Genomic DNA, 20,660 nt, shown 5'->3' with positions numbered 1-20,660 from the left:
ATGAAAGGCGCATCGCTTCGTCATCAGCCCCCACAAGCACCGAGCCGCAAGCCGGTGCCACGGGGTGCCAGCCGCATGGTGGCCAAAGAGCCGATGTCGGCGCGCCTGCCCAAAGCCAACTTTGGTTTTATCAAGGCGCTGTTCTGGCCGGTATTGCTGGTGGTGCTGGGGTTCGGTACCTACGAAGGCGCGCAACGCCTGCTGCCGTATGCCGACCGGCCGATCACCAAGATCAGCGTGCAGGGCGACTTGAGCTACATCAGCCAGCAGGCGGTACAGCAGCGCATCGGCCCGTACCTGGCCGCGAGCTTCTTTACCATCGACCTGGCCGGTATGCGCTCGGAGCTGGAACAGATGCCGTGGATCGCACACGCCGAAGTGCGCCGCGTATGGCCCGACCAGGTCACGATCCGCCTGGAAGAACAACTGCCCGTGGCCCGTTGGGGTGATGAAGCGCTGTTGAACAACCAGGGCCAGGCGTTCACCCCGCGTGAGCTGGCCAACTATGAGCACCTGCCGCAGCTGTTCGGGCCGCAGCGGGCGCAGCAGCAAGTGATGCAGCAGTACCAGGCCTTGAGCCAGATGCTGCGGCCACTGGGCTTCTCCATTGCACGCCTGGAACTGCGTGAACGGGGCAGCTGGTTTTTGACGACCGGGGCAGGCAGTTCCGGCCCGGGCATCGAGTTGTTGCTGGGACGCGACCGCTTGGTGGAAAAGATGCGCCGCTTTATTGCCATCTATGAAAAAACCTTGAAAGAACAGATTACGAACATTGCGAGCGTCGACCTGCGTTACGCCAACGGCCTGGCCGTCGGCTGGCGTGCACCGGCCGCGCCCACGGCAGCACAACCCGCTGTCGCGAAGAATTAAGAAGAGGCAGGACCCATGGCAAACGTGCAAAGCGGCAAAATGATCGTCGGTCTCGATATCGGCACCTCCAAGGTGGTGGCGCTGGTGGGCGAGGTTGGGGAAGACGGCGCGATCGAAATCGTCGGTATTGGCACGCATCCGTCCCGGGGCCTGAAGAAGGGCGTGGTGGTGAACATCGAGTCCACCGTGCAATCGATCCAGCGCGCCATCGAAGAAGCGCAGCTGATGGCCGGTTGCCGGATTCACTCGGCGTTCGTCGGCGTGGCCGGCAACCATATCCGCAGCCTGAATTCCCATGGCATCGTGGCGATCCGCGACCGTGAAGTCAGCTCGGCCGACCTTGAGCGCGTCCTCGACGCCGCCCAGGCCGTGGCGATCCCGGCTGACCAGCGCGTGCTGCACACCCTGCCGCAGGACTACGTGATCGATAACCAGGAAGGCGTGCGCGAGCCCCTGGGCATGTCGGGCGTACGTCTGGAAGCCAAGGTCCACGTGGTGACCTGCGCCGTCAACGCCGCACAGAACATTGAAAAATGCGTGCGCCGTTGCGGCCTGGAAATCGACGACATCATTCTCGAGCAGTTGGCTTCGGCCTACTCGGTACTCACCGACGACGAAAAAGAGCTGGGCGTGTGCCTGGTGGACATCGGCGGCGGCACCACCGACATCGCGATCTTCACCGAGGGTGCGATCCGTCACACCGCGGTGATCCCGATTGCCGGCGACCAGGTCACCAACGACATCGCCATGGCGTTGCGCACACCGACCCAGTACGCCGAAGAAATCAAGATCCGCTACGCCTGCGCCCTGGCCAAACTGGCCGGTGCCGGCGAGACCATCAAGGTGCCAAGCGTGGGCGACCGTCCACCGCGCGAACTGTCGCGCCAGGCTCTGGCCGAAGTGGTCGAGCCGCGCTACGACGAACTGTTCACCCTGATCCAGGCCGAACTGCGTCGCAGCGGCTACGAAGATTTGATCCCGGCCGGCATCGTGCTGACCGGTGGCACCTCGAAAATGGAAGGCGCGGTCGAACTGGCCGAAGAGATCTTCCACATGCCTGTGCGCCTGGGCGTGCCCCATGGCGTGAAAGGCCTGGGCGACGTCGTGCGCAACCCGATTTATTCCACCGGTGTGGGCTTGCTGTTGTACGGGCTGCAAAAGCAGACCGATGGCATTTCCTTGTCGGGCCCGAGCATCCGCGACAGCTACCGCAGTGACGACGAAGCCAAAGCGCCGTTGTTCGAGCGGTTGCAGGCTTGGGTCAAAGGCAATTTCTAAAGATTTACCGCGACACCGCAGCACCCGCAGTAAGCAGTAGGCGAAAAAACTAGAGAAAACGAAAGGAGAGGGAACATGTTTGAACTCGTAGACAACATCCCCGCTAGCCCGGTTATCAAAGTAATCGGTGTCGGCGGTGGCGGCGGCAACGCTGTCAACCACATGGTCAAGAGCAACATTGAAGGCGTTGAATTCATCTGCGCCAACACTGATGCCCAGGCGCTGAAAAGCATCGGCGCGCGGACCATCCTGCAATTGGGCACAGCGGTGACCAAGGGCCTCGGCGCTGGCGCCAATCCGGAAGTCGGCCGTCAAGCCGCTCTGGAAGACCGCGAGCGTATTGCCGAAGTGCTGCAAGGCACCAACATGGTGTTCATCACCACCGGCATGGGCGGCGGTACCGGTACCGGTGCTGCTCCGATCATTGCCGAAGTAGCCAAGGAAATGGGGATTCTGACCGTCGCTGTCGTGACGCGTCCGTTCCCGTTCGAAGGCCGCAAGCGCATGCAGATCGCCGACGAAGGTATCCGTCTGCTGTCTGAAAGCGTCGACTCGTTGATCACCATCCCCAACGAGAAACTGCTGACCATCCTGGGCAAGGACGCAAGCCTGCTGTCTGCGTTCGCCAAGGCTGACGATGTACTGGCCGGTGCCGTTCGCGGTATCTCCGACATCATCAAGCGTCCGGGCATGATCAACGTCGACTTTGCCGACGTTCGTACCGTCATGAGCGAAATGGGCATGGCGATGATGGGCACTGGCTGCGCCAGCGGTCCTAACCGTGCACGCGAAGCGACCGAAGCGGCCATCCGCAACCCGTTGCTCGAAGACGTGAACCTGCAAGGTGCACGCGGCATCCTGGTGAACATCACCGCAGGTCCCGACCTGTCCCTGGGTGAGTACTCCGACGTGGGTAGCATCATCGAAGCCTTCGCGTCCGAGCACGCCATGGTCAAGGTGGGTACCGTTATCGATCCGGACATGCGTGATGAACTGCATGTAACCGTGGTTGCGACCGGCCTGGGTGCGAAAATCGAGAAGCCTGTAAAGGTCATCGACAACACCCTGCACAACAGCCAGGTCAGCCAGGCTAATCAGGCAGCGGCCGCTGCAGCACCTGCTCGCCAGGAACTGCCGTCGGTGAACTACCGTGATCTGGACCGTCCGACCGTGATGCGCAACCAGGCCCAGGCCGGTGCTGCTGCATCCCGTAGCCTGAATCCGCAAGATGATCTGGACTACCTGGACATCCCGGCATTCCTGCGTCGTCAGGCCGATTAATGGAATGTATCAGGGCTATGAAGGTGATTGGTGTTCAGCAAAGGTCTGGTCTGTTATTATCGCCAGCCTTTGTTGATACCAGTTCGCAATTTGCGCTGAAGCGGTCCAAGCCATGATTAAACAACGCACCCTGAAGAATATTATCCGTGCCACAGGTGTAGGTCTGCACTCCGGGGAGAAGGTATACCTGACCCTCAAGCCCGCACCTGTCGACACCGGCATCGTGTTTGTTCGTGCCGACCTGGACCCTGTGGTGCAGATTCCTGCTCGCGCGGAAAACGTTGGCGAAACCACGATGTCGACCACTCTGGTCAACGGTGACGTCAAAGTGGACACGGTGGAGCACTTGCTCTCGGCCATGGCTGGCCTGGGCATCGATAACGCCTACGTCGAGCTCTCCGCGTCCGAAGTCCCGATCATGGATGGCAGCGCTGGACCCTTCGTATTCTTGATTCAATCTGCCGGCCTGGAAGAACAGGACGCAGCCAAGAAGTTCATTCGCATTCTGCGGGAAGTGACAGTAGAAGACGGCGACAAGCGCGCCACCTTCGTCCCGTTCGAAGGCTTTAAAGTGAGCTTTGAGATCGATTTCGATCACCCGGTATTCCGTGACCGCACCCAAAGTGCAAGCGTGGATTTTTCCAGCACTTCGTTCGTAAAAGAAGTCAGCCGCGCCCGTACCTTTGGTTTCATGAGTGACATCGAGTACCTGCGCAAGCACAACCTCGCACTCGGCGGCAGCGTTGAAAACGCCATTGTGGTCGACGCGGATGGTGTACTGAACGAAGACGGCCTTCGCTACGAAGACGAATTCGTGAAGCACAAGATCCTCGATGCAATCGGTGACCTCTACCTGCTGGGCAATAGCCTGATAGGCGAGTTCAAAGGCTTCAAGTCGGGCCACGCCCTTAACAACCAGCTGCTGCGCAAGTTGATTGAGCAGACAGACGCTTGGGAAGTCGTGACCTTCGAAGATGCCAGCACCGCACCGATCTCTTACATGCGTCCCGTTGCGGCGGTGTAAGTAACAACTCTCTTTCTTTAGTTTTTAAAGGCTGCCTTCGGGTGGCCTTTTTTTATGGCGTTTTATATGGGATGGGTTGCCGCATCCACAATGCAATTGCGCCCACGGTGCTTGGCCTCATACAACGCTTGGTCAGCCTTGAGCAGCAAGTCCTCAAGGGTGATACGGCTGTGCTTGTGCCAGGTACTCATGCCGATGCTCACCGTGATCGGCTGATCATCTCCGGCCACCTGCGGCAAATGCTGAACGCTCTGGCGGATACGCTCGGCGATCACCCAGGCGCCCTTGGCGTCGGTATGGGGCAGCACCGCGGCGAACTCTTCACCGCCATAACGCGCGGCCAGGTCGGCCGGGCGACGGATAGTGCTGTTGATTACCTGCGCGACTGCCCGCAACGCATCATCCCCACCCTGATGGCCGTGGCAGTCGTTGAAGGCCTTGAAGTGGTCCACGTCGATCATCAGCACAGTCAGCGGCTCGGTTGAGCGCTGCGCACGGTCCCATTCCATACGCAAACGCTCGTCCAGAGTACGACGGTTGGCCAGGCCGGTGAGGGCGTCGGTGGCTGCCAGTTCTGACAGCACTTGCTCAGCACGATGGCGACGGCGCAATTCCATGCACAGCGCCCAGGTCAGCCACAACAGACCCACGCATAACACCCCCGTCGCAAGGCTGATCAGCCACGCTGCGCGCCGCCAGGGCGCGAACACTTCATCACTGGAAAGGGCCACCGCAACGATCAATGGCAAATTGCCCACATTGGAGAAACTGTAAAGGCGTGCCTGATGGTCGACACTGGAGATGCTTTGGAAACTGCCGTCCCGTTCACGCAGCATACGTGCGACGTTGGGGCGTTGGCTCAGGTCCTTATTGATGATATCCGCTTCCAGCAAAGGCTCTTGCGCCAGCAGGATGCCTTGGTGGTTGAGCAGGTTGATCGTGCTGTTGCTGCCGATATTCAGGCTGGTGAACAGCTGGTGGAAGTACGACAGGCGCATGGACGCGACGGCGACTCCCAGGAAGCGCCCGTCCGGTGACGAAACGCGGCGGCTGAACGCGATGCGCCATTTGTCATCGCACACACAGCGGGCCATGAACGGACGGCTGATGTACAACCCCACGTCCGGATTCTGGCGGTGAACCTGAAAATAGTCCCGATCAGCGAAGTTGCCGGGCTTGATCGTGAGCAGTGACGAGTCGGCAATCACCTCGCCGGTGGGATCCAGCAACAGGACATCGCCCTTGTATGGCGCGGCGGCGGAGCGGTCGAACAGCACCAACTGACGGATACTCGCCGATACATCCTGCAGGTCAGTACGTTCGGTAGCGGTGATCAAACCCTTGAGGCCCACATCGTAGAGTTCGACATTGCGCAACACGTCGGCGTCGATCAATTGGGTGATGGTATTGGCGGTGCGCTTGGCCGTCTGCAAGGTATTGGCGTGTTCACGAATCAGCAGCGCCGTGACGACTCCCACGATCAGCAACACTGTCAGCGTGCTGCCCAGAATAAGCAGGCGCTCAGGGCGGGTAAGGCTTGGGCTCATCGGACGCACTTCTGCTTTGAGGATGCCAATAGCTTAGTAGCAACTCTGGAATAGGTCGCAGAACCCAAATGTGGGAGCAATCCCCCTCCCACATTTGGAACGTTGTCAGAAGATGTTGATGGGGTAATCCACAATCACACGGTACTCATCCACATCCCGATCCACTGCCGAGTAGCCATTGCTTCCTCGATTAGTCGCCCATTGCAGGCGCACGGCCAGGTCCTTGGCCTTGCCACCCTGCACCACATATTTCACGTCGATATCCCGTTCCCAATGCTTGGCGTCCTTGCCGTCGGCGCTGTACCAACTGCTGTAGCCACGACTGTTGGGGTCGACCTTGGTCAGGTCGGTCTTGCCGCTGATGTAGGACACGGCAGACGTCAGCCCCGGCACGCCGAGGCCGGCGAAGTCGTAGGCGTACTTGAGCTTCCAGGAGCGCTCGTTGGGGCCGTTGAAGTCCGAGTACTGCTGGGAGTTGTCCAGGTACACGCTGTCGCCCTGGGTGATGTAGTCGAACGGCGTGTTGCCGTTGACCCGCTGATAGGTGGCCGTGACGCTGTGGTTGCCCACGCCTACAGTGAAATGCAGGCTGTAGGTGTTGTTGTCGATATCACCCAGCAGCGATTGGCCGGTGTCCTGGGTGTGGTAGTAGTGCAGGCCGGGGGTCAGGCTGACCAGATCATTGAGGGCGTAGGTATATTCGAGGTCGTAGTAGTACTGGTGCCATACGTCCTTGAGTTCGGAGGCGTACAGGTTGCTGGTCAACCCGGCAATGCCGCTGAACGACACGCCGGCCCAGTCCAGGTGCTGGCTGTCGGCATTGGCCGGCAATGCACCGTAGCTGGTGCCGATGCGCCGATGGCCGCTCTGGTTGTAGAGCTTGGTAAAGCTGGCCTGGCCGCCTTCGATCATCCAGCCGTCAAAGCTGTGGTTGGTCAGGCTTACACCCCGGAACGTCTGCGGCAACATGCGCGTCATGCCGCCGGCGATCACCGGGTTGTTGAGGAACAGGTCGCCGGCTTTCAGTTCGGTATCGAAGGCACGCATTTTCAAGGTGCCGCCGGCGGTGGAAAACGAACCCGGTGCCTTGCCGTTGCCGCTGCCGTAGGGAAGGATGCTGGAGCCATCAGTGCCGCCGCCGCCGTCGAGCTTCAGGCCGAGCATGGCGTTGACGTCCAGGCCAAAGCCGACGGTGCCCTGGGTGTAGCCGGACTCGAAAGTGCCGATAAAGCCCTGGCCCCATTCCTTGCTGTCATCGGTATGGATGTCGCGACGGTCGCGGTTCATGTAGTAGTTGCGGGTGTTGACCGTGAGGTGCGAACCCTCGACGAAGCCTTCGTCGGGCGGGGCGTCCGCCGCGTGGGCAAGGGGGATGATCGTTGCTGCGATTGCGAGGAATAACGGGGTGAACGTCAGCGAGTTCTTCACCGGTGGAGCTCCTTTGGTCAATCATGAACGGCCAGTGTCGTGGGGTGTGCCCGGCCTTTTTTCACGGCAAAAAAAAGCCGCTGAAGTCAGCGGCTTTAAGACAGATTCCCAGTGTAGAGCCCTGGAAATAAGTCGAGGGAAATTCGGGTAAGCGGGTCAGCTGCCTTTGCCGTCGCGCTCATCGATGCGTCAAAGTAACGCAGGCGAGCGGTGCGATACAGAGTGTAACAAGATAATAACTATTGCCCAAATCGCAACAGTGTGGGCGATAGGATCTTCTGTGGGAGCTGGCTTGCCTGCGATGCAGACACCTCGGTATGCCAGGCGCACCGGGGTGATGCTATCGCAGGCAAGCCAGCTCCCACATTTTTGACCGAGTTGTTTAGACCGGAAGGGTGATACCAAAGGTATTGCCACCGCCTTCGCTGCGCACAAACACATCCCCGCCATGCATCAACGCAATCGCCTTGACGATTGCCAGCCCCAGCCCGTGATTGGCCCCGCTGTTGCTGCGTGATGCATCCACCCGGTAGAAACGTTCGAACAGGCGTGGCAAGTGTTCGCTGGCGATCGCCTCGCCCGGGTTGGTCACGCCAATCGCTACCTGTTGCCCCTGCACCTGGATGTGCACGTTGATAACCTGTCCGGGCGCGGTATGTTGCACGGCATTGCTCAGCAGGTTGATCAGCGCACGCCGCAGGTGGGCCTTTTCGATATGCACCCGGGCGTCGCCGTGCACCCGCACCCGCACCTGAGCGTCTTCGAGGATGAAGTCCAGATAGTCGAGGGTGGTGGCCACTTCATCGGCCAGTGAGCATTCGATCAGCTTGGTGGCTTTGCTGCCCTGGTCGGCGCTGGCGAGGAACAGCATGTCGTTGATGATCGAGCGCAGCCGTTCCAGCTCTTCCAGGTTCGATTGCAACACCTCGAAATAGTGCTCGGCCGAACGCCCGCGTGTCAGTGCGACTTGGGTCTGGCCGATCAGGTTGGTCAGCGGCGAGCGCAGTTCATGGGCCACGTCGGCGTTGAACGATTCCAGGCGCGAGTAGGCTTGTTCCACGCGGTCGAGAGTGGCATTGAACGAATTGACGAACAGGCTCAACTCCGGCGGCAGCGGTGACAATTTCAAGCGCCCCGAGAGTTTGGGCGGGGCGAGTTTGCGCGCTTCGTCGGAGAGCTTTTCCAGTGGCTTCAAGCCGATGCGCGCAACCCAGAAACCCAGCAGCGCGGCCATGACCACACCCACCATTGCCAGGCTGATCAACGCCACCAGCAAATGATGCTGGGTGGCGCGGAAGTTTTCGGTGTCGATGGCGATCATAAAGCGCAACGCCGGGCGCTGGTCCTTGGCCGCAAACTGGCTGACCAGCACCTTGAACGGATAAGCGTGGCCGGGCAGGCGCAGGTCGCGCTTGCCCGTCGGGCCCTGTGCAAAGGCGCGGATTTGCGCGTCCGGCTCGCCATATTCATAGCTCGGGTCGCTGCTGACCACCCAGAATCGAATGCGCTTGTCCTCTTCCCCCAGCAGCTTGAGCTTGGACTTTATCTTGACCCAATGCTCCGGCGTGCCGAAGCGGTTCACCGACGATTCCAGCACGCTGTAGCGCGCATCCAGTTCGGCGCCCGGCAACAACCCCAGGCCGCGATCCACCTGCTGGTACAGCGCGCCGCCGATCAACACGAAGATCAGCAGCGCCACCAGGGTGAACATGCCGCTCAGGCGCAGGGCGATGGAGTTAGCCGACACTGCGGTTCTCCAGCACATAGCCCATGCCGCGAATGGTGTGCAGCAGCTTGTGTTCGAACGGCCCGTCGAGCTTGGCGCGCAGGCGCTTGATCGCCACTTCCACCACGTTGGCATCGCTGTCGAAATTGATGTCCCAGACCATCTCGGCAATCGCGGTCTTGGACAGGATTTCTCCCTGGCGACGCGCCAACACGCTGAGCAGCGAGAACTCCTTGGCGGTCAGGTCCAGGCGTACACCGTTGCGACTGGCCTTGCGGCTGATCAAGTCGATCCACAGGTCGGCGACGGTTACCTGCACCGGCTCATGGCCGCCGCTGCGGCGGGTCAGGGCTTGCAGGCGCGCCACCAGCTCAAGAAACGAAAACGGCTTGCCAAGGTAATCATCGGCGCCCTCACGCAGGCCGCGAATGCGGTCCTCCACGCGCTCGCGGGCGGTGAGCATGATCACCGGCGTCTGCTTGCGGGCGCGCAACGCCCGCAATACGCCAAAGCCGTCCAGGCCGGGGAGCATCACGTCGAGCACGATCACCGCGTATTCATTCTCCAGCGCCAGGTGCAGGCCCTCGACGCCTTCGCGTGCCACATCGACGGTGTAGCCTTGCTCTGTCAGGCCACGGTGCAGGTAGTCTGCGGTTTTCTCTTCATCTTCAATAATCAGGACGCGCATGACCGCCTCAGTGTGTGGTCGCCAGCGCCAGCGCTGGTTTGGGCCTGTGGAAAGTCCGTTCAAGGTACAAGTATATGACCGGAGTCGTGAACAGCGTCAGCGCCTGGCTCACCAGCAAGCCTCCCACCACCGCAATGCCCAGCGGTTGACGCAGTTCCGCCCCCGGGCCCGAGCCCAGCATCAAGGGCACCGCGCCGAGCAGGGCGGCGAGGGTGGTCATGATGATCGGTCGGAACCGCGTGACGCAGGCTTCATAAATTGCATCCTCCGGCGTCAGCCCGCGCGTGCGCTGGGCCTCCAGTGCAAAGTCGATCATCAAAATGCCGTTTTTCTTGACGATGCCGATCAGCAACACCAGGCCGATCAAGGCCATGATCGAAAAGTCCTGGCCCAGCAGCCACAGCATGATCAGCGCCCCCAGGCCCGCCGAGGGCAAGGTGGAAATGATCGTCAGTGGGTGCACGAAACTCTCGTACAGCACACCCAGGATGATGTACACCGCCACCAGCGCCGCGAGGATCAGCCACGGTTGGCTTGCCAGCGAACTCTGGAACGCCTGGGCCGCGCCCTGGAAGTTGCCGATGAGGGTGCTCGGCATACCGATGTCGCTCTTGGCCTGGTCGAGCATGATCACCGCGTCGCCCAGGGCCACGCCGGGCGCCAGGTTGAACGACAGGTTGGCGGCGGGGAACATGCCGTCATGGCTGATAGACAACGGCCCCACGCTGGGCGGCTCGACCCTGGCCAGTGCCGACAGCGGCACCATTTCGTTGGTCAGCGGCGAGCGCAGGTAAAAGTAGTTGAGGCTTTCGGCCTTGCCGCGTTGCTGGCTGTCCAGTTCGAGTATCACCTGGTACTGGTTGATCTCGGTCTGAAACTCGTTGATCTGGCGCTGGCCGAAGGCGTCGTACAGCGCCTGGTCGACATCGGTGGCGGTCAGGCCGAAGCGGGCAGCGGCCTGGCGGTCGATGTTGATGTGGGTAATGCTGCCGCCCAGTTGCAGGTCGTTGGACAGGTCACGAAACGCCGGGTTGCTGCGCAGTTTCTCGGTGAGGCGTTGGGTCCAGGTGTTGAGCGTCGGGCCGTCGTTGCTCTTGAGCACGTATTGGTACTGGGCGCGGCTGGGGCCGGAGCTCAAGTTGATGTCCTGGCCGGCGCGCAGGTACAGCACGATACCGGGCACCTTCGCCAGTTGCGGGCGCAGGCGGTCGATGAACTGGCTGGCGGACACGTCGCGATCACCGCGATCTTTCAAGGCAATCCAGAAGCGCCCGTTGGCGATGGTCTGGTTGCTGCCGGTGACGCCCACCGAGTGGGAAAACGCCTGCACTGCCGGATCGGCCTTGACGATGTCCGCCAGGGCCTTGTGCTTGGCGACCATGTCCTTGTAGGACACATCGGCCGCCGCCTCGCTGGTGCCGAGCACGAAACCGGTGTCCTGCACCGGGAAGAAACCCTTGGGGATAAACACATAACCGACCACGGCCAGGGCCAGGGTCACCACGAAGATCGCCGCCATGCTGCGTTGGTGCGCCAGTGCCCGGCGCAGGTTGCGTGCGTAGCCGGCCAGCAGGCGCTCGCTGAAGGTGGGTTTGGCGTGGGCAGGATGGCTCGGTGCGCGCATGAACAAGGCGGCCAGGGTAGGTGCCAATGTCAGCGAAACCACCACCGAAATCAGGATGGTGGAGGTGGCCGTCAGCGCGAATTCCTTGAACAACCGCCCGACCACGCCGCCCATGAACAGCAGCGGAATAAACGCCGCCACCAGCGAGAAGCTGATGGACACCACGGTAAAGCCGATTTCGCCGGCCCCCTTGATCGCCGCTTCGCGCTGGCCCAGGCCGGCCTCCAGGTGCCGATGGATGTTCTCCACCACCACAATCGCATCGTCCACCACGAAGCCCACGGCGATCACGATAGCGACCAGGGTCAGGTTGTTCAGGCTGAACCCCATCACGTACATCAGGGCAAAACTGGCCACCAGCGATACACCCAGCACGGCCGACACAATCAGTGTCGCCGAGAGTTGGCGCAAAAACAGCGCCATCACCGCCACCACTAGCAGGATGGCGATCAGCAGGGTCATTTCCACTTCATGCAGGGAGGCGCGGATGGTCTTGGTGCGGTCGGTCAATACGCTGACCTGCACCGAGGCCGGCAACATGCCTTGCAGGCGCGGCAGTTCGGCCTGGATGCGGTCGACGGTTTCGACGATGTTGGCGCCGGGCTGACGCGAAATTACCAGGTTGACCCCTGGCGTATCGCCGGACCAGGCTTGCACGTAGGCGTTTTCCGAACCATTGATGACGTTGGCGATATCGCGCAGTTGAACCGGTGCGCCGTCTTTGTAGGAAACGATTAACTGGCCGTAGTCTTCGGGGTGAAACAGCTGGTCGTTGGTCGACAGAGTCGAGACGCTGTTCTCGCCATAGATCGCACCCTTGGCCAAGTTGAGGCTCGACTGCTGAATGGCCAGGCGTATGTCGGCGAGGGTCAGGCCGATGGCCGCGAGTTTGTCGGGGGAGGCCTGCACGCGAATCGCCGGGCGTTGCTGGCCGGTGATGTTGATCTGGCCGACGCCGTCGATCTGGCTGATCTGGCGCGCCAGCAGGGTTTCCACGTAATCACTCAGCTCGGTACTGGGCATGCTGCCTGAACTGACGCTGAGGATCAGCACCGGGCTGTCGGCCGGGTTGACCTTTCTCCAGGTCGGCAAGTTCGGCATATCGCTGGGCAGCTTGCCGGAGGCGGTGTTGATCGCGGCCTGGACTTCCTGGGCGGCGGTGTCGATGCTTTTTTCCAGGGTGAACTGCAACGTCAAAAGACTTGAGCCCAAGGCGCTGCTGGAGGTCATCTGGGTCACGCCGGGGATGGCACTGAATTGCACCTCCAGGGGCGTGGCCACTGATGAGGCCATGGTGTCGGGGCTGGCACCGGGCAGTTGCGCGGTGACCTGGATCGTCGGAAATTCCGCTTCCGGCAACGGGGCGATGGACAGGCGTGGGAAGGCGATGACCCCCAGCAGTACCAAGGCAAACGTCAACAACAGGGTGGCGACCGGGTGATCAACGCACCAGGCCGAGGGCGAACGGCTGCCGCTCATGGTTGCACCGTGGCGTCAGCGGTCTGGATCACCTGTGGTGGCTCCTTGAGTACTTCCACCTGGGCGCCGGCCTTGAGCCGCGACTGACCGTCGCTGACCAGCACGTCCCCGGCCTGCACGCCGGTGATGATGTTGATCTCGCTGTCCTGATACGCAACCTGTACCGGCACCACTTCTGCTTTATTACCGTTGACCCGGTACACGAAGTGCGCGTCCAGCCCACGCTGTACTACGGTCGGTGGTACCACTAGAACATGCTTGTCGAGGGCCGTCTGGATCTTGATGGTCACCAGTTGCCCCGGCCACAGCTTTTGCGCAGGGTTGTTGAACTCGGCCTTGGCCCGCAGGGTGCCAGTGGTGGAGCTGATCTGGTTGTCGATCAGGCTCAGGTGGCCTTCGCCGAGCAGGTGGCCGGTGTCGCCGTCGGTATCGGCGCCCAGGTAGGCGTCGACGCTGGCCGGGGTTGGCGCCGCGATCAGACCCTGCAGGGTCGGCAGCATCTGCTGCGGCAGGGAGAACTCAACGGCGATCGGGTCGAGCTGGGTGACGGAGAACAACCCCTGGGTGTCGCTCATGCGCAGGAAATTACCTTCATCCACACTGCGAATGCCCACGCGACCTGTGACGGGAGAGCGAATCTGGGTGTAGGAAAGTTGCACCTGAGCAGCATCAATCGCAGCCTGATTGCCTTGCACGGTGGCCCTGAGCTGGTTCACCAATGCCTGCTGCTGGTCATAGGTCTGCTTTGATACGCCGTCGTCAATGCTCAGTGCCTTGTAGCGCTTGAGGTTGACCAGTGCCACTTGCAACTGCGCCTGGCTTTCACCCAGTTGCGCCTTGGCCTGGTCGAGGCTGGCGCGGATCGAGCGGTCATCGAGGGTCGCCAGCAGGTCACCGGCCTTCACCGACTGACCTTCTTTGACCAGCAATCGGGTGAGGATGCCGTCGATCTGCGGGCGAATCACCACATTGTGCAACGACAGCACCGAGCCGATGCCGCTGACAAACCGCGGAACATCTTGTTGCGTCACGCTCACCACCCGCACGGGAATGGCGGTAGGCGCCGCCAGCCGTGCTTTGACCGGCCGGGTCAATGCCCAGGCTGCGACAGCCAGTATCAGGAGGGCTCCCACTATCAGGGCCATGTTTCGTTTGATCTGCATAGGAGGGCGCCGGCGCAAACTGCACGTTGGAGTTTGGAAAGCTGCTTTATAGCGCTGTTTCACCGTCAGCACGGTGACGGCAAACTGACAGCCGTGACAGTTAGGCTGTGTGAGCCTGTCGCTTGAAGTTACTGCTGGCAGCCTCGGCCCCGTATACTCGCGTTTTTACACCTATAGCTGTGCCGGAGCCCCTATGACTTCCCCCACCCAACCCCCTGTTGAAGCGGCCGACCTCGTTGATTCGGCCACCGCCGACAGTGCTGAAAAAGCCGAGATCCCGGCGTTCAAGTTCCCCTTCAAGCCGGGTGAGCTGGCAGGCGCCAAAAACGCCAGCCAGCCCTGGTACAAAGGCGGCGCCAAGAACGGCCATACCAAGACCCCAGGCATGGCACCTCCAGGCACGCGCCGTTCGATGGGTAAACGTTAAGGCTAAATCGAAGCTCGCGTTATAGGCTGTTGCCTACGTCGCCTGTCGATATTTCTACTTGTAGGTCCGCGGTCGATTCTTGAAAGCTTGCACAGCGTTTGCTTCGTCCCGATGACGCTCCATCGGGACGAAGTGAGTAAGCTTTCCGGAAAAGGACGTTCCCGTGGCCCTGATACACCTCTGTGCAGTGCTTGCCTTCTTGCTCTCGACGACTGCCGTTGCGGGCGACGTTCAACCGCGGCGCGAGATTCGTTTCGCCGTGGCCGCGCATTTTCCCCCCTTTCAGAGCCGCAACCCGCAAGGGCAATTGGTGGGGCTGAACATCGAACTGGGCAATGCCTTGTGCGAACAACTCAACGTGCGCTGTATCTGGGTTGACCAAGTCGTCATGGAAAATTTCCCGGCCCTCGAAGCCCGGCAGTTCGACGCGATCATGGGTATGGCGCCGACATGTCGGCGCCGACAACGGGTGAGTTTTACCGATGACCTCTACCCGATCACCACCCGCCTGGTGGGTCGTAAAGGCTCAGGCTTGATCCCTGGCCGGCGCTCGCTCAAGGGCAAGCGCGTGGGGGTGTTGGTCAGGAGTAATCGTGAAGCCTTTGCGCTCTCGCAGTGGGCACCGGCGGGGGGGATCATCAGAAGTTTCTGGCTCAACGATCAACTGATTCAGAGCCTGGTGTCGGGTGATATCGATGCGACCTTGCAAGGTGCCGTGGAGATCCGTGAGGCGCTGCTCGACACCGCCGACGGCCTGGACTTCGGTTTCCTGGGGCCTGTGGTGTCATCGGGCCTGTTGGGCAACAGCGTGGCTATCGCGGTACGCAAACCTGATACCGCGCTGCGCAATGAGCTGAACCATGCGCTTGAACAGCTGATGCAAAACGGCGAATACCAACGCATCCTCCAGCCCTATGGTCTGGATGTAGCGCCTGCCACTCCATGATCGCGATAGATCTCAATGCGGGAGCAGACTCAGTCAAATCCCCGTCGGCGGTCAGGCAGCCCGCAACGAGATAAACGCATAGTTGGCCGGCACTTCGGTGGCAATCTGCGCCCCGGCGTCCAGCAGTTGTTCGGCGATGTCCATACCGGATACATGGAACACCCATTCATTGGCCATGCTCGGCTGGACCACTGCCTGCTCGACAGCTTGGGCAAACGCCTGCATATCCGGCAGGTAGGCGGTAAAGCCGTCGCCCTTGAGCGCTGTGGTACGAATGCCGAGCAACGCACACACCGCTTCCTTGGTTTGTACATCATCACGGTCGGCCTGGCGCGAGCGGCCGATCAGTTCAGCCAGTTCCTTGTCCATTAACTCGCCACCGACGATCAAAGCCGGGCCCTGTTCCCAGGATTCTGGCGGGCAATCCTTGGCACTCGGGTTCAGCGGGATATGCGGGTTGATCTCCATCGGGTAGATCCGGCACACCAGTGGGCGTCGTTCATAGATGCGGCAAAGGTTGTCTTCGTCAAGATTCCGGCAGCGTCCGGCGTTATAGGCGGCAAAGGTGATTGCCACAAACGCCTCGGTAGTGCCGCTGGGCACCATCACCGATCGGCGCTCGGCGTGTTCACGTTGTTGCAGGCGCAGGCCCAGGCCGTTGCCGAGGAAACCCTCGACCAGGACGATGACGTTACCGCCGTCCGCCGCCCAGCTACGGGCTTCTGCGAGGGTCAGGGGGACGTGATGGTCGCTGCAGCATTTGCCGCAACCTACGCAAGAAAACTGAGTGTTCATGGCGGATCTGTCACCAGGCTAGGTCAGAGGGCACGCTTGAGGGGTGACGGGTTTTTTACCTCTATCGACCGCTCGGCACTCTGGAAGCAAGTTATGCGCCAGGGGTTGTCAGCCCTTGGGCACAGTGTCGCGCAGGACAAATCTCATGCCGGCACTTTCATACAGTTGCCGGGCACGCAGTTTGCTTTCCAGCACCTTGAGGTCGACATAAGGTTCGCCGCGTTGCTTGAACACCTGAAAGCTGTGCAGCAACAAGGCGCGCCCCAGCCCCTGGCCCTGGGCGCAAGGATGTATCGCAAGGTTCTTGATGAAGGCGCTGGTCCAGCACTGGGCGACACCGAGAATGCCGTCGGCGTTAATGGCGACCAGGCACAACGTCGGGTCCCACTCGGCATCGGTCACGAACTGTCGGCGCCATTCATCCAGGCTGGCGACACGGCCTCCGCCCTGGTCTTGAGTCATGCGCAACACGGCATGGATCGCCGGGGCCAATTCATCCCGGTAATGATCCAGCCGCGTATTCGCTGGCCACTGCGGGGCGGGCAGGCTGCCCGTGAGGTCGCGACGCAGCAGCTGGAAATACTCGGCCACTGCTTACAGGCCCTTTTGTGCCACGGTTTGCGCGGCGATGACCAGGTACTTGGTCAGCTCCGGGGAGGAGAACTTGGTGAGCACCGCATCGGCACCGGCCAGGCGGGCTTTCTCGCTGTTCATCGCGCTGTCCAGGGAAGTGTGCAACAGCACGTATAGGTCCTTGAAATCCGGGGTTTCGCGCAGGGTGCGGGTAAGGGCGTAGCCGTCCATTTCGGACATCTCGATATCCGACACCACCACATTGATCTGCTCGCCCGTGCCTTGCAGTTCCAGCAACACATCGATGGCTTCCTTGGCGCTGCGCGCGGTGTGGCAGGTCAGGCCAAGGTTACGCAGGGTGTGTACCGACTGCTGCAAGGCCACTTGGCTGTCGTCCACCACCAGGATGCGGGCGTTGCCGAGCACTTCGGCTTCTTCCATGGTCAGGTCGGTCGGCGCCGTTTCAATCGGTGCCGGGGCGATGCCGTGGATGACTTTCTCGATATCCAGCACCTGTACCAGGCCACCTTCCACTTGGGTTACCCCAGTGATAAATGCACGGTTGCCCCCGGAGCCGTAGGGTGGCGGGCGGATGTCGGTGGTCAGGCAATGCACGATCTTGCTCACTGCCTGCACATGCAAACCCTGCTTGGAACGGCTGACGTCGGTGACGATCAGGCAGCCGCCGTCCGGGTCTTGCAAGGGCATTTCACCGAGGGCGCGGCTCAAGTCGATCACCGACAGCGAGGTGCCGCGCAAGGTGGCAATGCCTTTGACGTGCGGGTGGGACTCCGGCAGCTTGGTCAGCGGCGGGCAGGGGATGATTTCACTGACTTTCAACAGGTTGATGGCCATCAGCTTGCCGCTGCGCAGGGTAAAGAGCAGAAGCGAAAGTGAGTCTGCGCGGGCTTTGGTGGTGGACATAAAAACCTTCTGTGGATCAGGGATGACGATCATCTATGGAAGGTTATCGACTCGGCTGGCCTGGGCTTTAACCGGATTTTGTGTCGGGCACTGCTAATGTGGGAGGGGGCTTGCTCCCGATATCGGCGTGTCAGTCAGCAGATGTACAACTGATCCACCGCCATCGGGAGCAAGCCCCCTCCCACATTGGGTTATGTATCAGCCTTTCCAGGCCTGGGGATTCACCAGGTCCTGCGGGCGTTGGCCCAGCAGTGCGCTGCGCAGGTTATCCAAAGCACGATTGGCCATGGCTTCGCGGGTTTCACCGGTGGCCGAACCGACGTGCGGCAGGGTCACGGCATTGCTCAACTGGAACAGCGGCGATTCGGCCAGCGGTTCCTTTTCATACACATCCAGCCCGGCACCGCGAATTTTCTGGGTTTGCAGGGCTTCGACCAGCGCCGGTTCATCCACCACCGGCCCACGGGAAATATTGATCAGGATCGCGCTGGACTTCATCAGGCCTAATTCGCGCGTGCTGATCAGGTGACGGGTCTTGTCGCTCAATGGCACCACTAGGCAGACAAAATCCGCCTCGGCCAGCAACTGGTCCAGGCTACGGAACTGCGCGCCCAGTTCTTGCTCCAGCGCGGTCTTGCGGCTGTTGCCGCTGTACAGGATCGGCATGTTGAAACCCAGGCGCCCACGCCGGGCCACGGCCGCGCCGATATTGCCCAGGCCGACGATGCCCAGGGTCTTGCCGTGTACATCGCAGCCAAACAACGGCGCGCCGACGCTGGCTTTCCACTGACCGGCCTTGGTCCAGGCGTCCAGCTCGGCCACCCGGCGTGCGCTGCTCATCAGCAACGCAAAGGCCAGGTCGGCAGTGCTTTCGGTGAGTACATCAGGGGTGTTGGTCAGCATGATGCCGCGCTCGTTGAAGTACGGCACGTCGTAGTTGTCGTAGCCCACCGATACACTGGACACCACTTCAAGCTTGCTCGCGCCTTCAAGCTGTTCACGGCCCAGCTTGCGGCCCACGCCGATCAAGCCGTGGGCATGGGGCAGGGCGTCGTTGAACTGCGCGTTGATATCACCCAGTTTGGGGTTGGGCACGATCACCTCGAAATCCTGTTGCAGGCGTTCGATCATCGGTGGGGTGATGCGGCTGAAGGCCAGGACAGTCTTTTTCATGGCAGGCGGGCTCGTCGACTACGGAAGAATGCCAAGCACGCTAACATTCCCGATAAGAATTTTGCAGGGTTTTGATCGGTCCTGCTTCTCTTCCATTGGTTTTAATACCTGTCAACTGTGAAAACTACGAGCTGTTCGGCCAATACGTGAGCGCCTATTCTCGTTTTTCAAGGCTGGGTTGATGCCTTTGTTAAACAGGAGATCACTCTTATGAATATCGACGATGAGATAAAGCGAATCAGGGATTTTTTAGCCGCTGGTAAAACACGCAACGAGCCTGACGAGGCTTTGCCGCAGGCTCCCACAATCGAATTGATCGTCAATGGCGAGTTGTTCGTCGACCATGTACCTGGGACGGGGCTGAAGGTTGGGGTGGATTACGACACTATGCTGGAGGGTCAGGAGTTCGTTTTATATTTGTTCAGCAATACGCCTTCGGATGGCGACTATAACGAGACCGTTACAGTGATAGAGGTGAAACCTTACGTTGTTACCGTACCCAAGGAAAAGATTGAAAAGTTGCATAAAAACGAGCTTGGTCTTTGTCTTTACTTCATCGATGGCAAAGAAACCTCTGAGTGGACGACCTTCACCGTCAGATGATGCGTCCTATCAAGGCATACGGTGACCTGTTCAAAACCAGTCACCGCATGCCTGGCTCAATTACTCAAGCGAGCACCACCTAAACCACCGCTCAATTCATACGCCACCAGCTCCGCCTGGTGCGCCGCCAGAATTTCCGGCAACGAACCGCGCAGGTACTCCACCCAGGTCTTGATCTTCGCATCCAGGTATTGGCGCGAAGGGTAGATGGCGTACAGGTTCAGTTCCTGGGAGCGGTAGGTCGGCATCACCCGCACCAGTGTGCCGTTGCGCAGCCCTTCGATGGCGGCATACACCGGCAGCAGGCCTACGCCCATGCCGCTGGTAATTGCGGTTTTCATCGCGTCGGCCGAGTTGACCAGGAACGGCGAGCTGTTGATCGCCACGCTTTCCTGACCTTCAGGCCCGTTGAAGGTCCATTTGTCCAGTTGGATCACCGGGCTGACCAGGCGCAGGCACGCATGGTTGAGCAAATCCTGCGGCCGCTGTGCACAGCCCTTGGCCTTGACGTATTCCGGGGAAGCACAGGCAATGCTGTAGGTGATGCCCAGGCGCTGGGACACGAAACCCGAGTCCGGCAGTTCACTGGCCAGCACGATGGACACGTCGTAGCCCTCGTCGAGCAGGTCCGGTACGCGGTTGGCCAGGGTCAGGTCGAAGGTCACGTCGGGGTGGGTACGGCGGTAACGGGCAATCGCGTCGATGACGAAATGCTGGCCGATCCCGGTCATGGTGTGCACTTTCAACTGCCCGGCAGGGCGGGCGTGGGCGTCGCTGGCCTCGGCCTCGGCTTCTTCGACGTAGGCGAGGATCTGCTCGCAACGCAGCAAATAACGTTTACCGGCCTCGGTCAGCGCGATACGCCGGGTGGTGCGGTTGAGCAAGCGGGTTTGCAGGTGGGCCTCAAGGTTGGAGACCGCGCGCGAGACATTGGCCGTGGTGGTGTCCAGTTGCACGGCGGCGGCGGTGAAGCTGCCGGCTTCGGCCACGCAACTGAAAGCGCGCATGTTTTGCAAAGTGTCCATGGAGTGTTCTCAAGGGAGATGACAAATTGTGACAGAAAGTTACGCCGACCAGTGATCCCTACCAACGGATTATCGCCTGAACGGTA

Annotated in this window: 18 protein-coding genes; 7 read left to right on the top strand and 11 right to left on the bottom strand. The window is 60.6% G+C overall.

What is annotated here, in order from left to right; genetic code table 11:
- From E4P01_RS09275 to lpxC, 4 genes are all read left to right on the top strand, one after another.
- Complete coding sequence (locus E4P01_RS09275; protein WP_032803262.1) at positions 1-870, top strand: cell division protein FtsQ/DivIB; 870 nt, start codon at positions 1-3, stop codon at positions 868-870.
- A gap of 15 nt (positions 871-885) precedes the next feature.
- Entirely contained in the window at positions 886-2,148 is a 1,263-nt protein-coding gene (gene ftsA / locus E4P01_RS09270) for a cell division protein FtsA (RefSeq protein ID WP_003188682.1), read from the top strand.
- 75 nt (positions 2,149-2,223) lie between these two features.
- Positions 2,224-3,429 (top strand): cell division protein FtsZ, encoded by a 1,206-nt coding sequence (gene ftsZ / locus E4P01_RS09265; RefSeq protein ID WP_005784951.1) that lies wholly within the window; start codon positions 2,224-2,226, stop codon positions 3,427-3,429.
- Between the two features lie 112 nt (positions 3,430-3,541).
- Positions 3,542-4,453 carry a UDP-3-O-acyl-N-acetylglucosamine deacetylase gene (gene lpxC / locus E4P01_RS09260; RefSeq protein WP_003171886.1) on the top strand — a complete coding sequence of 304 codons (912 nt, stop codon included), beginning with the start codon at positions 3,542-3,544 and terminating at the stop codon, positions 4,451-4,453.
- Between the two features lie 62 nt (positions 4,454-4,515).
- On the opposite strand, the gene E4P01_RS09255 is transcribed toward lpxC, so the two are convergent.
- The 6 genes from E4P01_RS09255 to E4P01_RS09230 form a co-directional block, all read right to left on the bottom strand.
- Positions 4,516-6,000 (bottom strand): diguanylate cyclase, encoded by a 1,485-nt coding sequence (locus tag E4P01_RS09255; RefSeq protein WP_216090758.1) that lies wholly within the window; start codon positions 5,998-6,000, stop codon positions 4,516-4,518.
- A gap of 105 nt (positions 6,001-6,105) precedes the next feature.
- The gene (locus tag E4P01_RS09250) at positions 6,106-7,428 is read right to left on the bottom strand and encodes an OprD family porin (RefSeq protein WP_032877718.1); all 1,323 of its coding nucleotides are present in this window, start codon (positions 7,426-7,428) and stop codon (positions 6,106-6,108) included.
- A gap of 382 nt (positions 7,429-7,810) precedes the next feature.
- Positions 7,811-9,175, bottom strand: coding sequence for a heavy metal sensor histidine kinase (locus E4P01_RS09245; protein WP_032877717.1), 1,365 nt, complete (start codon positions 9,173-9,175; stop codon positions 7,811-7,813).
- On the bottom strand, positions 9,165-9,842 hold the full coding sequence (locus E4P01_RS09240) for a heavy metal response regulator transcription factor (protein ID WP_005784958.1): 678 nt from the start codon (positions 9,840-9,842) through the stop codon (positions 9,165-9,167). The genes E4P01_RS09245 and E4P01_RS09240 overlap by 11 nt, the downstream gene beginning before the upstream one ends.
- Before the next feature lie 7 nt (positions 9,843-9,849).
- Complete coding sequence (locus E4P01_RS09235; protein WP_216090759.1) at positions 9,850-12,945, bottom strand: multidrug efflux RND transporter permease subunit; 3,096 nt, start codon at positions 12,943-12,945, stop codon at positions 9,850-9,852.
- The gene (locus tag E4P01_RS09230) at positions 12,942-14,108 is read right to left on the bottom strand and encodes an efflux RND transporter periplasmic adaptor subunit (protein WP_216090760.1); all 1,167 of its coding nucleotides are present in this window, start codon (positions 14,106-14,108) and stop codon (positions 12,942-12,944) included. Before E4P01_RS09230 ends, E4P01_RS09235 begins: the two co-directional genes overlap by 4 nt.
- 193 nt (positions 14,109-14,301) lie before the next feature.
- Between E4P01_RS09230 and E4P01_RS09225 the strand changes: the two genes are divergently transcribed.
- Entirely contained in the window at positions 14,302-14,535 is a 234-nt protein-coding gene (locus E4P01_RS09225) for a hypothetical protein (protein WP_005784964.1), read from the top strand.
- A 163-nt stretch (positions 14,536-14,698) separates the two neighbouring features.
- A complete protein-coding gene (locus E4P01_RS09220; RefSeq protein ID WP_248129979.1) occupies positions 14,699-15,481 on the top strand; it encodes a transporter substrate-binding domain-containing protein in 783 nt (260 codons plus the stop codon).
- A 51-nt stretch (positions 15,482-15,532) separates the two neighbouring features.
- On the opposite strand, the gene E4P01_RS09215 is transcribed toward E4P01_RS09220, so the two are convergent.
- From E4P01_RS09215 to E4P01_RS09200, 4 genes are all read right to left on the bottom strand, one after another.
- Positions 15,533-16,276: a YkgJ family cysteine cluster protein gene (locus tag E4P01_RS09215; protein ID WP_216090761.1), complete on the bottom strand. Its 744-nt coding sequence runs from the start codon at positions 16,274-16,276 to the stop codon at positions 15,533-15,535.
- 108 nt (positions 16,277-16,384) lie between these two features.
- The gene (locus tag E4P01_RS09210; protein WP_216090762.1) at positions 16,385-16,867 is read right to left on the bottom strand and encodes a GNAT family N-acetyltransferase; all 483 of its coding nucleotides are present in this window, start codon (positions 16,865-16,867) and stop codon (positions 16,385-16,387) included.
- Positions 16,868-16,870: 3 nt separating this feature from the next.
- Entirely contained in the window at positions 16,871-17,773 is a 903-nt protein-coding gene (locus tag E4P01_RS09205; protein ID WP_005784972.1) for a chemotaxis protein, read from the bottom strand.
- Positions 17,774-17,971: 198 nt separating this feature from the next.
- Positions 17,972-18,946 carry a D-glycerate dehydrogenase gene (locus E4P01_RS09200; RefSeq protein ID WP_216090763.1) on the bottom strand — a complete coding sequence of 325 codons (975 nt, stop codon included), beginning with the start codon at positions 18,944-18,946 and terminating at the stop codon, positions 17,972-17,974.
- 210 nt (positions 18,947-19,156) lie between these two features.
- On the opposite strand from E4P01_RS09200, the gene E4P01_RS09195 reads away from it, so the two are divergent.
- Positions 19,157-19,549 carry a hypothetical protein gene (locus E4P01_RS09195; protein ID WP_078820319.1) on the top strand — a complete coding sequence of 131 codons (393 nt, stop codon included), beginning with the start codon at positions 19,157-19,159 and terminating at the stop codon, positions 19,547-19,549.
- Between the two features lie 56 nt (positions 19,550-19,605).
- Here E4P01_RS09195 and E4P01_RS09190 read toward each other — a convergent pair whose 3' ends face one another.
- Positions 19,606-20,574, bottom strand: coding sequence for a LysR family transcriptional regulator (locus E4P01_RS09190; protein ID WP_032877708.1), 969 nt, complete (start codon positions 20,572-20,574; stop codon positions 19,606-19,608).
- Positions 20,575-20,660 lie beyond the last annotated feature (86 nt).

The sequence above is a fragment of the Pseudomonas sp. NCIMB 10586 genome, from assembly GCF_023127895.1.
Taxonomy (GTDB): domain Bacteria; phylum Pseudomonadota; class Gammaproteobacteria; order Pseudomonadales; family Pseudomonadaceae; genus Aquipseudomonas; species Aquipseudomonas synxantha_A.
Note: the sequence above shows the minus strand (reverse complement) of the source record. Positions and strands in the feature narration are given on the sequence as shown.

Bases quoted from the DNA above. Each gene is read 5' to 3' on its own strand.
- E4P01_RS09230 (WP_216090760.1), bottom strand. From the start codon at position 14,108: ATGCAGATCAAACGAAACATGGCCCTGATAGTGGGAGCCCTCCTGATA.
- ftsZ (WP_005784951.1), top strand. From the start codon at position 2,224: ATGTTTGAACTCGTAGACAACATCCCCGCTAGCCCGGTTATCAAAGTA.
- E4P01_RS09225 (WP_005784964.1), top strand. From the start codon at position 14,302: ATGACTTCCCCCACCCAACCCCCTGTTGAAGCGGCCGACCTCGTTGAT.
- E4P01_RS09275 (WP_032803262.1), top strand. From the start codon at position 1: ATGAAAGGCGCATCGCTTCGTCATCAGCCCCCACAAGCACCGAGCCGC.
- E4P01_RS09195 (WP_078820319.1), top strand. From the start codon at position 19,157: ATGAATATCGACGATGAGATAAAGCGAATCAGGGATTTTTTAGCCGCT.
- E4P01_RS09215 (WP_216090761.1), bottom strand. From the start codon at position 16,276: ATGAACACTCAGTTTTCTTGCGTAGGTTGCGGCAAATGCTGCAGCGAC.
- E4P01_RS09240 (WP_005784958.1), bottom strand. From the start codon at position 9,842: ATGCGCGTCCTGATTATTGAAGATGAAGAGAAAACCGCAGACTACCTG.
- ftsA (WP_003188682.1), top strand. From the start codon at position 886: ATGGCAAACGTGCAAAGCGGCAAAATGATCGTCGGTCTCGATATCGGC.
- E4P01_RS09205 (WP_005784972.1), bottom strand. From the start codon at position 17,773: ATGTCCACCACCAAAGCCCGCGCAGACTCACTTTCGCTTCTGCTCTTT.
- E4P01_RS09235 (WP_216090759.1), bottom strand. From the start codon at position 12,945: ATGAGCGGCAGCCGTTCGCCCTCGGCCTGGTGCGTTGATCACCCGGTC.
- E4P01_RS09255 (WP_216090758.1), bottom strand. From the start codon at position 6,000: ATGAGCCCAAGCCTTACCCGCCCTGAGCGCCTGCTTATTCTGGGCAGC.
- E4P01_RS09190 (WP_032877708.1), bottom strand. From the start codon at position 20,574: ATGGACACTTTGCAAAACATGCGCGCTTTCAGTTGCGTGGCCGAAGCC.
- E4P01_RS09200 (WP_216090763.1), bottom strand. From the start codon at position 18,946: ATGAAAAAGACTGTCCTGGCCTTCAGCCGCATCACCCCACCGATGATC.
- lpxC (WP_003171886.1), top strand. From the start codon at position 3,542: ATGATTAAACAACGCACCCTGAAGAATATTATCCGTGCCACAGGTGTA.